At 53.4% G+C, this 12,870-nt stretch carries 14 protein-coding genes; 7 read left to right on the top strand and 7 right to left on the bottom strand.

Translation table 11 applies throughout. The annotated features are described in order from the left end of the window. Window positions 1-142 precede the first annotated feature (142 nt). Both QWJ20_RS07245 and QWJ20_RS07240 read right to left on the bottom strand, forming a co-directional pair. A complete protein-coding gene (locus tag QWJ20_RS07245; protein ID WP_205556605.1) occupies window positions 143-1,147 on the bottom strand; it encodes a LacI family DNA-binding transcriptional regulator in 1,005 nt (334 codons plus the stop codon). A gap of 54 nt (window positions 1,148-1,201) precedes the next feature. After that, the gene (locus QWJ20_RS07240) at window positions 1,202-1,810 is read right to left on the bottom strand and encodes an HD domain-containing protein (protein WP_433992179.1); all 609 of its coding nucleotides are present in this window, start codon (window positions 1,808-1,810) and stop codon (window positions 1,202-1,204) included. Between the two features lie 400 nt (window positions 1,811-2,210). Between QWJ20_RS07240 and trhA the strand changes: the two genes are divergently transcribed. Then, on the top strand, window positions 2,211-2,858 hold the full coding sequence (gene trhA, locus QWJ20_RS07235) for a PAQR family membrane homeostasis protein TrhA (RefSeq protein WP_433992178.1): 648 nt from the start codon (window positions 2,211-2,213) through the stop codon (window positions 2,856-2,858). 55 nt (window positions 2,859-2,913) lie between these two features. On the opposite strand, the gene ygfZ is transcribed toward trhA, so the two are convergent. Continuing rightward, a complete protein-coding gene (gene ygfZ / locus QWJ20_RS07230) occupies window positions 2,914-3,915 on the bottom strand; it encodes a tRNA-modifying protein YgfZ (protein ID WP_433992177.1) in 1,002 nt (333 codons plus the stop codon). Between the two features lie 235 nt (window positions 3,916-4,150). On the opposite strand from ygfZ, the gene sdhE reads away from it, so the two are divergent. The 3 genes from sdhE (at window position 4,151) to rlmF (ending at window position 5,815) form a co-directional block, all read left to right on the top strand. Then, on the top strand, window positions 4,151-4,417 hold the full coding sequence (gene sdhE / locus QWJ20_RS07225; protein ID WP_039487284.1) for an FAD assembly factor SdhE: 267 nt from the start codon (window positions 4,151-4,153) through the stop codon (window positions 4,415-4,417). Next, window positions 4,398-4,811, top strand: coding sequence for a protein YgfX (locus QWJ20_RS07220; RefSeq protein WP_039487287.1), 414 nt, complete (start codon window positions 4,398-4,400; stop codon window positions 4,809-4,811). Before sdhE ends, QWJ20_RS07220 begins: the two co-directional genes overlap by 20 nt. A 68-nt stretch (window positions 4,812-4,879) precedes the next feature. Then, the gene (gene rlmF, locus QWJ20_RS07215; RefSeq protein WP_109410759.1) at window positions 4,880-5,815 is read left to right on the top strand and encodes a 23S rRNA (adenine(1618)-N(6))-methyltransferase RlmF; all 936 of its coding nucleotides are present in this window, start codon (window positions 4,880-4,882) and stop codon (window positions 5,813-5,815) included. Between the two features lie 65 nt (window positions 5,816-5,880). Here the strand turns inward: rlmF and QWJ20_RS07210 are convergent, their stop codons facing one another. The 4 genes from QWJ20_RS07210 to QWJ20_RS07195 all read right to left on the bottom strand — a co-directional run bounded on the left by QWJ20_RS07210 (window position 5,881) and on the right by QWJ20_RS07195 (window position 9,023). Continuing rightward, complete coding sequence (locus QWJ20_RS07210) at window positions 5,881-6,204, bottom strand: hypothetical protein (protein WP_174866551.1); 324 nt, start codon at window positions 6,202-6,204, stop codon at window positions 5,881-5,883. A gap of 28 nt (window positions 6,205-6,232) precedes the next feature. Continuing rightward, window positions 6,233-6,751: a flavodoxin FldB gene (gene fldB, locus QWJ20_RS07205; protein WP_039487295.1), complete on the bottom strand. Its 519-nt coding sequence runs from the start codon at window positions 6,749-6,751 to the stop codon at window positions 6,233-6,235. A 339-nt stretch (window positions 6,752-7,090) separates the two neighbouring features. Next, entirely contained in the window at window positions 7,091-7,477 is a 387-nt protein-coding gene (locus QWJ20_RS07200; RefSeq protein WP_039282122.1) for an acyl-CoA thioesterase, read from the bottom strand. Window positions 7,478-7,700: 223 nt separating this feature from the next. After that, complete coding sequence (locus QWJ20_RS07195) at window positions 7,701-9,023, bottom strand: MFS transporter (RefSeq protein ID WP_433992176.1); 1,323 nt, start codon at window positions 9,021-9,023, stop codon at window positions 7,701-7,703. 311 nt (window positions 9,024-9,334) lie between these two features. Between QWJ20_RS07195 and xerD the strand changes: the two genes are divergently transcribed. The 3 genes from xerD to recJ all read left to right on the top strand — a co-directional run bounded on the left by xerD (window position 9,335) and on the right by recJ (window position 12,856). Next, the gene (gene xerD, locus QWJ20_RS07190; RefSeq protein ID WP_095701620.1) at window positions 9,335-10,234 is read left to right on the top strand and encodes a site-specific tyrosine recombinase XerD; all 900 of its coding nucleotides are present in this window, start codon (window positions 9,335-9,337) and stop codon (window positions 10,232-10,234) included. Between the two features lie 138 nt (window positions 10,235-10,372). After that, window positions 10,373-11,089, top strand: a complete 717-nt coding sequence (gene dsbC / locus QWJ20_RS07185) for a bifunctional protein-disulfide isomerase/oxidoreductase DsbC (RefSeq protein ID WP_010279866.1) — start codon at window positions 10,373-10,375, stop codon at window positions 11,087-11,089. 6 nt (window positions 11,090-11,095) lie between these two features. Beyond that, on the top strand, window positions 11,096-12,856 hold the full coding sequence (gene recJ / locus QWJ20_RS07180; protein ID WP_277512853.1) for a single-stranded-DNA-specific exonuclease RecJ: 1,761 nt from the start codon (window positions 11,096-11,098) through the stop codon (window positions 12,854-12,856). Window positions 12,857-12,870: the final 14 nt, after the last annotated feature.

The following is a 12,870-nucleotide window of genomic DNA, read 5'->3' as shown; positions in this document are numbered from 1 at the left end:
ACGTTTAAGAAATGTGATGTTGTTAAAATAATCGTTAGGAAATGGAAAAAGGTTGCGATGAAGATGTGAAGATCATCTCGCTGACGGTTGGTGTAGCAAACCAACCGATGGCTTTATGAAATGTGGCAGATAACGGAATAGATTAGGCGGGAAAGCTCGTGTTACCCATGCGTAATGTTGGCTGCCATAACACCTGCAAGTTTTCTACGGCTTCGCCCGCGATCAGCGCCTGCATCATACTGGCAATCTGTTCGCCAACCTGCTCGCGTGTCGCCTGCTCGATGGCGGTCACGTTGAGGTCGGTCAGGCTGTCCTGTGGTAAGCCGTCATACATCACTAATGCGATGGGGTGCGAACCGGAAAGCCGACCCGCCTGCTGTAATGCGGCAACGGCACCATCGCCGTGGACATTGCCATCCATCACAATTGCAGTGGGCGGTTCAGGCAGCGCCAGAAGATCGAGCATGGCCTGATAACCTGCGCGGCGCGTGGGGTTCACACAGCGCAGATAGGCGTCGTGAAACGGCAAGCCGTGGCGTTGCAGGGTATCGCGATAGCCCTGACGACGCTGCATGATAAACGCCTGCGGGTGATCTTCGCTTAACATGGCGATACGGCGATGGCCGAGTTCAAGCAGGTGTTCGGTCGCCAGCGCCATGCCTGCGCGGTTGTCAAAATCGAACCAGGCGTAAGGATGGGGGAGCTGGCTGCGTCCCAGCGCCAGAAACGGCACGTTGTTACGTTGCAGTAATGTCAGTCGCGCATCCTGTTCGCACGTATGTGCCACGATCAGTGCGTCGATACGGCGGCTGGCGATCAACCGGGCGGCCCCCTGACAGGCGTCTTGCTCGTCTGCCAGCAGGAGAAAATCGACTTCATGCTGCGCCAGCTTGCGGCTGATCGCGCCAATCATCTCAAAAAAGATATCGTTACTCAGGGAAGAGGCGTAGGGATAGACCAGCCCGACCGCGTCGCTCTTGCCCATTTTCAGGCGGCGTGCGTGAGTATTAGGGCGATAGCCAATGCGTTCCGCTTCTTCCTGAATCCGCTGGCGCGTGGCGTCGGAGATATCCCGATGGCCGTTCAGCGCACGACTCACCGCCGCCACGGACAAACCCAGGTTATTCGCGATTGTTTTTAAAGACATCACCCTCTCCTGACGTGAATGCCCGGCGACGGGGCGTCTAGCGGGAAAACCGAATTATAGCAACCAGCCCTTGGCTTTGGCGTCTTCCAGATGTTGCTGGAGGTATTGCCACAGTTCCGGGTTGATCGTGGCGATGAACTCGGCGCGGTCGAGAACTTGTTCCAGACGGATGCCATTTTCTACCCAGCTTTGGCCGCCGTTGTACAGGTTCATCAGCATCGGCATGACGCGATCGAGCACCAGAGCGAACTGGGCGCTGGGAGTTTCATTCGCTTCGTATTCTTCCCACAGATCGTGGAATTGCTGACGCTGTGGTTCGGGCAGCAGGCCGAAAATACGGGCGGCGGCGGCGACTTCCTGATCGTGAATCGCCAGACGAGCGGAAAGATCGTAAACGATCACATCGCCTGCATCGATTTCGACGATATCGTGAATCAGTGCCATTTGGATCACGCGCTGGATATCCACACCTTCACCAGCATAAGGCGCTAATGCCATCGCGGCGACGGCAAAATGCCAGCTGTGTTCGGCAGAATCTTCGTGACGTTCGCTGCCGATAATCTTGGTACGGCGCTGTACGCTTTTTAATTTATCGATTTCTATCAGAAAGCTGAAAACATCGGTCATGGAACCGAAATTCAGAGTAGACGGGGCAGATGACATGAAAAACTTACCTCTTGCAGTGAAAACGATGCAGTAAAAATCATGCAGTGAAACGAGACGTAGTGAAAACCAAAACGATATGTAGTGAAAACTACAGGAAGGCGCTGTGAGCGTGAGAACCGGATGACCGTTAACGCGAATAACCGGTAAAAACGGCAGAGCCCTTCAAAAAACAGGGAGATATCAACGCCGATCATTGTAGGGGATGTTGCCCGAGATTGACACGCATGATTGCACGTTAAGTAAGAGAGAAAGCCGAAGGTAAAGCGAGAGTAAATATTTTAGCTTACACGTGTACACTGAAACTATTCTCAGTTAATCTGCTCAAAGGTTAAACACCTGCGCCTGCTTCGTTTTGCACAAGAGCGTGGACTATTGCCGAATACTGCGGAATCGATTGATGTCAAAAAATGCACAAATGCCGGATTACTCTCTGGCAGAGGAAATTGCGAACAGCATAAGCCATGGAGTCGGTGTGATTTTCGGGATTGTGGGGCTGATATTATTGCTGGTGCAGGCGGTCAACAATGACGCTGGCAGCGTGGCGATTACCAGCTACAGCCTCTATGGCGGCAGCATTATCCTGCTGTTTCTGGCATCGACGTTGTATCACGCGATTCCGTCTCAGCGTATTAAGCCGTGGCTGAAAAAATTCGACCATTGCGCTATCTACATCTTGATTGCCGGAACTTATACACCATTCTTGCTGGTGGGGCTGGATTCACCGTTGGCGCATGGCCTGATGGTTGTCATCTGGGGAATGGCGCTGCTGGGTGTGATCTTCAAACTGGCGTTTGCTCATCGTTTTGAAGTGCTGTCGTTGATTACTTATCTGGTGATGGGCTGGCTGTCGCTGGTGGTGATTTACCAGATGGTGATGAAGCTGTCGGCAGGAAGCGTGACGTTACTGGCGGTGGGCGGCGTAGTGTATACGCTGGGCGTGATTTTCTATGCCAGCAAGCGGATTCCCTATAATCACGCGATTTGGCACGGGTTTGTTTTAGGCGGCAGCGTCTGCCACTTTCTGGCGATTTATCTTTATATCTGAGCCTGCATAAAACGCATGAGCCAGGCATGACTCATGCGCGGTATCACTCGTCGGATTAATCCGTTATTTCATACGGCAGGGGCTGAACCGTGAGCTGGCTTTCGGCATCTTCACGGACGCGCAAAACGTTCTCTGCGGTGAGATCGTTATTCAGCACCGCCTGTACCCACACGTCACCGTTCTGCAATTGGCTGGCTGCCAGCACCGTACCAGTACGACGCCAGTTCTCACCGAGCTGCAATTCGAGGTCATCCCCCGCCTGCGGCACCTTATTTGCCTGACCCGCCAGCCAATAAAGCGCTCGCTTGTTGGCACCACGATATTTTGCCCGAGCGACCATCTCCTGACCGGTATAGCACCCTTTGCTGAAACTAATTCCATTTAATGCCTGTAGATTAGTCGCTTGCGGGATGAACTGCGCACTGTTTGCGCTGTCAATGATGGGCTGACCTGCTTCAATATCCAGCGCCAGCCATTGGCGACTGTCGTTCAGGCTGACTTTATCGCCGAGCTGTTCAAGCAGCGATGTACTTTGCTCAGGAGACAGCACCAGCAAGAAACGTTCTGCTGGATGGGCAAAATGCAGTAAGGTAGCCCCTTCGTGCTGCACGACTGGATGTTCAGCGTCTGGAAGCTGGTTAAATACAGAGGCCAGCAGCTCGCGGATGCCCGCACCCGCCGCGCCCAGCAGGATGGTGTTGTCGTTCGGTGCGATGGTCGTTTTCGAGAAAACGGCGTATTTTTTCAGTTCGCTAAGCTGAGCGTCGCGTAGATTGCGACGCTCAATAAACGCAAAGCCTTCGCCGTGATGGAACAGACGCAGGTTGCTCCACATTTTCCCTTTTGCGTCGCAGTGGGCGCAAAGCGTGTGCCCATCGTCAGGCAGTGCGCCGACATCTGCGGTGACCTGTCCCTGAAGATATTTGACGGTATCCGGCCCGACGAGTGTGACCAGTGCCCAGTCATCCAGTGAGATGAGCGTGGCGGCCAGTTGGGCGGAAGCAAATGGGAGCTGTGATGCAAAAGGAAGTTGATAAGCCGTATGTTGGTTAACCATATAGTACAATCCTGCGCTAAGGGCGATTCCCGAATGGCCTAATGGTAAAAGAGCGCTCAGGGTTTGCAAGTGGTTATTCACGCAGCGTTATTGCATAGCACATCCTGAGACAGGTGAGCGCACTTGGCGCGGTGCCCGTCGGTAAACTATGTCAAAATGTTACTATTAGTTGATACCCGCTACCGGAATCGGAGTACACTAGCGGCAAGCAGCGATAACAAGGTGGACATGAAATATGGAAATCGATAATAAATCACGCATTCATTGGGCATGTCGCCGTGGTATGCGCGAACTGGATATCGCGATCATGCCGTTTTTTGAGCATGACTATGACACACTTAATGACACGGATAAGCGCACGTTTGTCCGCTTGTTACAAAGCGACGATCCCGATTTATTCAACTGGCTGATGAACCACGGTGAACCGGAGGACGGAGAGCTGAAACGCATTATTTCCCTTATTCAGACGCGAAATAAAGATCGTGGCCCAGTGGCAATGTGACCTTCGTGTTTCCTGGCGCATGCAACTGCTGTCATTGGTTGTGCATGGCCTATTAGTATTGCTCATTCTGCTGGCACCGTGGCCGGACGGCTATGCATGGCTATGGCTATGCCTGGTCACGATGGTGATGTTCGGCTTTATCCGTAGCCAAAAGAATATCAAATCCCGACAGGGGGAAATCGTTCTGCTTAGCGAAACGACCCTGAACTGGCGGCAGCAGGAATGGCAGATCGTTAAACGACCGTGGCTGCTGAAGAATGGCGTATTGCTGTCATTGCGAGCGGTTAACGGTAAAGACAAGCAACAGCTGTGGCTGGCATCGGACAGCATGGGTGATGAAGAGTGGCGTCACTTGCGTCAGCTTCTTTTGCAGCAGAAACACTGGGCAAGATAGCCGCGCGTTGGAAATATTTTTATTCGGTCATCGTTTGGCCGTGCTTTGAAATTGATTGGATATAACTGATGACTAAGCCCGCAGTGCAAAAAAATGGTCTGCATCCTCGTAACCGCCATCGCGACCGTTATGATTTTCCCGCGCTCAAAGAGAGCTATCCTGCACTGATCCCGTTTGTAAAGGTGAATGCCTACGGTGATGAATCCGTGGACTTTGCCAACCCCGAGGCGGTGAAAACGCTGAATCAGGCGTTGTTACAGCATTTTTATCAGATTGCGCACTGGACGATTCCAGACGGCTTTCTGTGTCCGCCAATTCCTGGCCGCGCCGACTATATCCACCATCTGGCTGACTTGCTGGCGGAAGATAACCGTTCCGTTGTGCCGCGTGATGCGTCCGTGTTGGATGTCGGCTGCGGTGCGAACTGTGTCTACCCGCTGATTGGGCATCGCGAATACGGCTGGCGTTTTACCGGCAGCGAGATCAATCCGCTGGCGATGAAAGCGGCCAATGAGACCATTGAGGCGAACCCCGGCTTGAATCGGTCGATTCGCCTGCGTCGTCAGAAGAACAGCAAAGCAATACTGGCAGGTATCATTCACAAGAACGATACGTTTGATGCCGTCATGTGTAATCCGCCGTTCCATGCTTCCGCTGAAGATGCCCGTCAGGGATCGCAGCGCAAACTGCATAATCTGGGACTGGATAAGCGCTCACCGCTGAATTTTGGCGGGCAGCAGGATGAGCTGTGGTGTGAAGGTGGCGAGTCGGCTTTCATTGGTCAGATGATCAAAGAAAGCGCCGGTTTCGCCCGTCAGTGCCTGTGGTTTACGTCGCTGGTGTCACGTAAAGAGAACCTGCCGGAGATTTATCGCGCGCTGGAAGCGGTTGACGTGGAGAAGGTCAGAACGATAGATATGGCGCAAGGCCAGAAGCAAAGCCGCTTTGTCGCGTGGAGTTTCCTTGATACCGCTGCGCGTACCCGCTGGTTACAAAAGCGCTAAGCCATTTCAACGTCTACAAATATCAATATTCGCGGATACCGGTCACGACGGTATCCGTGAACGTGTTACTCGACGGTAATCGTATCCGGTTCCTGTTGAGTCACCTTCAACGACGTTCCCTGAATCGCCATAAACACCGCTTCCCGTCGGGTCAGATAGCCTTTGACGGGATGCGGTTTAATCGCGCCAGTCAGCGTGGTATCGGTGATGATGCCACAGCCTGTTGCGTGCGCGATTTGCTGCGCTGTCTCATCAAACCTTGAGAAATCGATAGCGTAATGCTGCGGCACATCGCATTTCCCGCCCAGATTTCTGGCGTATTCTTGCGTGCCTGTTTGAGCACAACCAGCAAGCAACAATCCTGCGACCGCAATGAGTAACATTTTCATCGTGCTTACCTCTGTTGAGTCGTACTGTTTACAGCAGTGACGCCATTTCTTGCAGAATCTGTTCGCACCACTGTTCCAGCCGTTCATCGCTGAGATCGTATTGGTTCACCTCGTCCAGCGCCAGCCCGACAAAGTGTTTGCCGTCGGCGGTCAGCGGTTTCGGGCTGGTGAATTCGTAGCCCTCTATCGGCCAGTATCCAATGAATGTGACACCCAGCGGCAGCAGTTGGTCATGCAGCATGCCCAGCGCATCAAGGAACCATTCGCTATAGCCAAGCTGGTCGCCCATACCGTAGAGCGCCACGACTTTGCCTTTGAGGTTTAGCGTCGCTAACTGACCCCAGATGTTCTCCCAGTCTTCCTGAATCTCGCCGAAATCCCAGGTAGGGATGCCGAGAATCAGCGTACTGTAATCTTCCATACGTTGAGGATCGACATCCTTAACGTTGTGCAGATCCACCAGTTCTTCGCCCAGAATGTCGCGAATTTTTTCCGCCGCCATTTCGGTGTAGCAGGTGCTTGAGCCGTAAAACAGACCGATTTTCATACTATCTATAAGTCCATGATTTAATTATTTTCTACAATCAATGCGTTGATTCAGTCTCTGCGCGGCGATGTGACTGCCTAAAGGCGACAAGTCCATCGCTCATTTGCAGCAGAAAACAGGCAATGGCTGTCATATTCGATGATATTGAGGTCTTTTACAATCGCTGGTGAAACACGCGGGGCAGAGCTGTTGGCTTAAATGGCGGGGGAAAGAACCGTATTGAGGGAGTGATTTCAGAGGGAAGGGCGTATCGCATTACAACATTCAGCGTCTCTGCATTAGCACACCCGCGTATATGTTGAGTGTGCTAACGAAGAGAACTCATGGCAACACGGGCGCTTAAAGCGCTAACGCATTCACTACCGCTTCCGGCATGGATGGGCGACCATTGGTCAGGCAAGTGGCGACAAACGTGGCTTCTGCGTAAGGGACTCCACCCACCTTGATTTGCTGAACGAAATTGACACGATTGCGTTTTTCGTTCTTTTCCAACTGGCAGGTCACTTCTAATTGATCGCCCTTTTGCAGGCTTTTACGGAAGCGCAGAGTGTACTCAAGCACCATATAAATCTTTCCCTGCTTGAACTCTTCTTCAATATCAATGCCCAGCGCCTCTTTCATAAAGGCATGGCGTGTCCACTCCATGTAAAACGGGTAGTAGAGACCGTCGACGACGCCCTGAAAGTCGATATGACTGTCCTCAACTTCATAATGTTTTGAAAACATTTTTGCATCCCAATTTGGCTGTTGTATCGAACTGATTTGTTGTATCGAACGGATTTGTTACACCGACAGGCCTGTTGGTATACCTCACTTGATTAGCGTGGTAAATGCGAAAATGTATCAAAGTGATAATAACGTGGAGTTATGATTTGAGTGGGGTGAACGGTTTGGTGACATCGTGAAAAGGAAAGGAGCAGTGAGGGCCGTAGCCCCCACTGAAGGGAAATTATCCCAGAGACTGGTGACGCGTTTCTTTGGTGAGAAGCAGTGCAATCAGCGTCAGCGACGCCATGGCTGCCAGATAAACGCCGACGTAGAACAGGCCGTAGTTAGCCGTCAGCCACGCCGCGATATACGGTGCGACTGATGCGCCCAGAATCGACGAAACGTTATAGGAGAATGACGCACCGGTGTAGCGCACTTCCGTCGGAAACAGCTCCGGCAGCAGGGCACCCATCGGGCCGAACGTCAGTCCCATGATGCTCAGACCCAGCACCAGGAAGCCCATCACCAGCGCCTGATTACCTGAACCGAGCATATAAGGGAACAGCATGGCGAAGACGATCATAAGGCAGGTGATGGTAATCATGGTCTTACGGCGGCCAAAAGCATCCGCCAGATAGCCGGCTACCGGTACCATCAGACCAAAGCCGATCACCGCGATCATCAGCATCAGCAGGAAACTGTTACGCGAGAAGCCAAGCCCTTTAGGTTCTGGCGTCGTACCGTACGTCATGGAATAAACGGTCATGATGTAGAACAGCGTGTAGGTCGCCAGCATGATAAAGGTGCCGAGGATCGTGACTTTCATATGCTTGCTGAGCAACGTGCCCAGCGGCATACGCACCTGCTTGCCCGCTTTGACCGCTTTGGTAAAGACAGGAGCTTCGTGCAGAGAGATACGAACATACAGGCCAACCAAAACCAGCGCGGCGGACGCGACGAACGGCACGCGCCAGCCCCAGGTCATGAACTGCTCTTCCGTCAGCAACCAGGACAACAGCAGGAAGGTACCGTTAGCGAAGAAGAAGCCAATCGGTGCGCCAAGCTGGGGGAACGACCCATACAGCGCACGTTTATTGGACGGGGCATTTTCGGTCGCCAGCAGCGCCGCGCCGCCCCATTCACCGCCCAGACCCAGACCTTGGCCGAAGCGCGCCAGTGCCAGCAGAATCGGGGCAAAAATACCGATGGTTTCGTAGGTCGGTAACAGCCCAATCAGAACGGTTGAAACCCCCATGGTCAGCAGAGAAGCGACCAGCGTGACTTTACGTCCGACGCGGTCACCAAAGTGACCGAAGACCGCCGAGCCAATCGGGCGAGCCACAAAGGCAATTGCAAAGGTTGCCAGCGACTGTAGCGTAGCGGCAGTCGGATCGCCCTGTGGGAAGAAAATGTGCGGGAAAATCAGCACCGCGGCGGTGGCATAGATATAAAAATCGAAAAATTCGATGGCGGTGCCAATTAATGACGCAACAATCACTTTATTGCGTGAGTTTACGGGTGGTGCTTCCGCTTCGGCATCGAGAGTGGTGGTGGTGGCTTGCATAATGTTTCTTTATTTTAACAACACGAACGGCCATTCTACGCACAGAAAAATCGGCTTTTCAACGTTGATTAAGTAAGGTCAATACCAGTAGGCACGCGGCTTCAAGGAGCCTGTTCCGATATATTGACGATACATAAAATATAATGTGCCGCGGCCTTGTTTTTGCCGGAGAATGTTATGGCTATGTTGGTGTTCGCGGAATATGTGAGATCGCGCACAATTCTGTTTGCGAGAGAATGCGGACTCGATGAAGGTGTAAAGTCGCCGCTTCATCGGCATAATATTGCCAATCAGTGAAGAAGGACACGGCGATGCAAGAACACGATCAGGCGCTTATCGAACAGTTTCTCGATGCGTTGTGGCTGGAAAGAAATCTGGCAGAGAATACGCTGGCCTCTTATCGGTTGGATCTGCGAACGCTCGCGGAGTGGCTTGCACATCATGACAACGATTTGTTGCAGGCGCAGTCGCTCGATCTTCAGGCGTTTCTCGCCGACAGAGTCGAGGGGGGCTACAAGGCAACCAGCTCGGCTCGTTTGCTGAGTGCGATGCGCCGCTTCTTTCAGTACCTTTACCGGGAAAAGCTGCGCAGCGACGATCCGAGTGCCGTGCTGTCATCGCCAAAACTGCCGCAGCGTCTACCCAAAGATTTGAGCGAGGCGCAGGTTGATGCGTTGCTCAACGCCCCAAGCATTGAACAACCGCTGGAATTACGCGATAAGGCAATGCTTGAGGTATTGTATGCGACGGGGCTGCGTGTTTCCGAGCTGGTCAGTTTGACGATGAGCGATGTCAGCCTGCGGCAGGGCGTGGTGCGCGTGCTGGGGAAAGGCAATAAAGAACGGCTGGTGCCGCTGGGTGAAGAAGCGGTGTACTGGATCGAGTATTATCTGGAACATGGTCGCCCGTGGATGCTAAATGGGCAGACGCTGGATGTGCTGTTTCCCAGCAATCGCGCACGGCAAATGACGCGCCAGACGTTCTGGCACCGTATCAAGCATTATGCGGTACTGGCGTCCATCGACAGCGAAAAGCTCTCGCCGCACGTCTTGCGCCACGCGTTTGCGACCCATTTATTGAACCACGGCGCGGATTTACGGGTCGTACAGATGCTCTTGGGGCACAGCGATCTTTCCACGACGCAGATTTACACCCATGTCGCGACGGAGCGGCTGAAACAGCTGCATCAGCAGCACCATCCGCGCGCCTAGGGATAACATAACCAATCGAGTCACTATCAGAGTAACAGGACGTTATCTGGCTGACGGGACACCCCCGTTCACTATCACAGCGCATTGGTACAAGGCTATTTTGCTATGGACCATGCTGCGAAAAACAGGATTGATGAAATGAAAAAAGGGTTATTACTGCTTTCTTTGCTGGTGGCGACGGCGACCAATTTTGCGCACGCCGATGATGCTGCGATCAAGCAGACGTTAACGCGTCTGGACATGCAGGGGGCGGAAATTCTGCCTTCGCCGATGGCGGGTATGAAAACCGTCATTACCGATAGCGGCGTGCTGTACATCAGCGAAGACGGCAAGCATTTGCTGCAAGGCCCGCTTTATGACGTGAGCGGCACCATGCCAGTCAACACCACCAATAAAATCCTGATCGGCAAGCTGGATGCGCTACAGGAACAGATGATTGTGTATAAAGCCGCGCAGGAAAAACACGTTATCACTGTTTTCACCGACATCACCTGCGGCTATTGCCACAAACTGCATGAACAGATGAAAGACTACAACGCGCTGGGCATTACCGTGCGCTATCTGGCCTTCCCGCGTCAGGGTATGAAATCGCCAGCAGCGAAAGACATGCAGTCCATCTGGTGCGTGGCCGATCGCAATAAAGCGTTTGATAGCGCGATGAAGGGCGACGCAATCTCGGCAGCAACGTGTAAAACCGATATCGCCGCGCATTACCAACTGGGCATACAGTTTGGCGTGCAGGGCACCCCTGCCATCGTGCTGCAAGACGGTATGGTCGTGCCGGGATATCAAGGGCCGAAAGAGATGCTGGCGATGTTGGAAGCACACAAAGCTTCGAAGAAAACCGGCGGTTAATACTACGTGGATATGATTACCCAACTCCGTCGGCGCCCGCTGGCGGAGGACATTGATTTACCTGACACCGTTCCGCCTTTGCTGCGTCGCCTTTATGCGCAGCGCGGCGTGAAAGGTGCGCAGGAGCTGGAACGTAGCCTGAGTGGTTTGCTGAATTACCGTTTGCTCAGCGGCATTGATAAAGCGATTGACCTGCTGCAACACACGCTGGCCGAGAAGCGCTGCATCGTCATCGTTGGTGACTTTGATGCCGATGGTGCCACCAGCACGGCGCTCACCGTATTAGCGCTGCGCAGTATGGGCGGCGTGAACGTGAAATATCTGGTGCCGAACCGTTTTGAAAACGGCTACGGGCTAAGCCCAGAAGTGGTGGCGCAGGCTGCCGCGCTGGGTGCTGAAGTGATTGTGACCGTGGATAACGGGATCTCTTCTCACGCGGGTGTCGAAGATGCGCACCGGCGCGGTATCGCGGTGCTGGTGACCGATCACCACCTGCCGGGCGAAATCTTGCCTGATGCCGACGCGATGATTAACCCCAATTTGCCTGACTGCCAGTTTCCTTCCAAGTCATTGGCTGGCGTAGGCGTCGCGTTTTACCTGATGATGGCACTGTTCGTGCGCCTGCGTGACAGCGACTGGTTTACGCAGCCCTTATTTATGCAACAGGGGCTGGCGAAGCCGAATCTCACCGAATTACTGGATCTGGTCGCGCTGGGCACGGTGGCTGACGTGGTGCCGCTGGATGCCAATAACCGCATTTTGGTCGCTCAGGGGCTGAATCGCATTCGTGCGGGGGAATGTCGTCCGGGCATTCGGGCGCTGTTGGAAGTGGCAAACCGCGATGCCAGCCAATTGGTCGCCAGCGATTTAGGCTTTGCGTTAGGGCCACGGCTGAATGCTGCTGGGCGACTACACGACATGAAAATCGGTGTCGACTTGCTGCTCAGCGATGACATTGTACAAGCTCGCATCCTTGCCAACGAACTGAATGAAATGAATCAGGATCGTCGGGAGATCGAACAAGGGATGCAGGTCGAAGCGCTGCGCCTGTGCGAATCGCTGGAGCGCACTCGTACGGAGTTGCCTTACGGGCTGGCGATGTATCACCCAGAGTGGCATCAGGGCGTTGTCGGCATTTTGGCATCGCGTATTAAAGAGCGTTTTCATCGTCCAGTGATTGCTTTTGCACCTGCGGGCGACGGTATGCTGAAAGGGTCAGGGCGTTCCATTTCTGGCCTGCATCTGCGTGATGCGCTGGAGCGTCTGGATACGCTGTATCCCGGTATGATGCAGAAATTCGGCGGACACGCGATGGCGGCAGGGCTATCGTTGCATGAAGATCGGTTTGAAGATTTTCGTCAGCGTTTCGGCGAACTGGTTGGCGAATGGCTCGATCCGTCCCAGCTTGAAGGTGTTGTCTGGTCTGACGGTGAACTTGTGCTGCCGGAACTGGATTTGCTCTCAACGGCAGAAATGCTGCGTTATGCAGGGCCGTGGGGACAGGCGTTCCCTGAACCGACGTTCGATGGCTGCTTCCGCATTCTGCAACCTCGCCTACTCAAAGAGCGCCATTTGAAAGCGATGTTTGAACCGATCGGCGCAACCGGGCAGGTGCCGCTGTTAGACGGTATCGCGTTCAATATCGATACCACCATCTGGCCGGATCCGAGCATTAAAGAAGTGGAAATGGTGTACCGGCTAGATATTAACGAGTTTCGCGGTAAACGCTCGGTGCAATTGATGATCCAACATCTGTGGCCGCGCTGATAGCGTGAACCGAA

Source organism: Pectobacterium sp. S5, from assembly GCF_051707265.1.
Classification (GTDB): domain Bacteria; phylum Pseudomonadota; class Gammaproteobacteria; order Enterobacterales; family Enterobacteriaceae; genus Pectobacterium; species Pectobacterium polare.
The sequence above is the reverse complement of the archived record's forward strand: the minus strand, read 5'-3'. Positions and strand labels throughout refer to the sequence as shown.

Excerpts from the sequence above, each read along its gene's own strand:
- sdhE (WP_039487284.1), top strand. The coding sequence starts at position 4,151 with ATGGAAATCGATAATAAATCACGCATTCATTGGGCATGTCGCCGTGGT.
- rlmF (WP_109410759.1), top strand. The coding sequence starts at position 4,880 with ATGACTAAGCCCGCAGTGCAAAAAAATGGTCTGCATCCTCGTAACCGC.
- trhA (WP_433992178.1), top strand. The coding sequence starts at position 2,211 with ATGTCAAAAAATGCACAAATGCCGGATTACTCTCTGGCAGAGGAAATT.
- QWJ20_RS07195 (WP_433992176.1), bottom strand. The coding sequence starts at position 9,023 with ATGCAAGCCACCACCACCACTCTCGATGCCGAAGCGGAAGCACCACCC.
- fldB (WP_039487295.1), bottom strand. The coding sequence starts at position 6,751 with ATGAAAATCGGTCTGTTTTACGGCTCAAGCACCTGCTACACCGAAATG.
- QWJ20_RS07245 (WP_205556605.1), bottom strand. The coding sequence starts at position 1,147 with ATGTCTTTAAAAACAATCGCGAATAACCTGGGTTTGTCCGTGGCGGCG.
- QWJ20_RS07210 (WP_174866551.1), bottom strand. The coding sequence starts at position 6,204 with ATGAAAATGTTACTCATTGCGGTCGCAGGATTGTTGCTTGCTGGTTGT.
- QWJ20_RS07200 (WP_039282122.1), bottom strand. The coding sequence starts at position 7,477 with ATGTTTTCAAAACATTATGAAGTTGAGGACAGTCATATCGACTTTCAG.
- ygfZ (WP_433992177.1), bottom strand. The coding sequence starts at position 3,915 with ATGGTTAACCAACATACGGCTTATCAACTTCCTTTTGCATCACAGCTC.
- QWJ20_RS07240 (WP_433992179.1), bottom strand. The coding sequence starts at position 1,810 with ATGTCATCTGCCCCGTCTACTCTGAATTTCGGTTCCATGACCGATGTT.
- dsbC (WP_010279866.1), top strand. The coding sequence starts at position 10,373 with ATGAAAAAAGGGTTATTACTGCTTTCTTTGCTGGTGGCGACGGCGACC.
- xerD (WP_095701620.1), top strand. The coding sequence starts at position 9,335 with ATGCAAGAACACGATCAGGCGCTTATCGAACAGTTTCTCGATGCGTTG.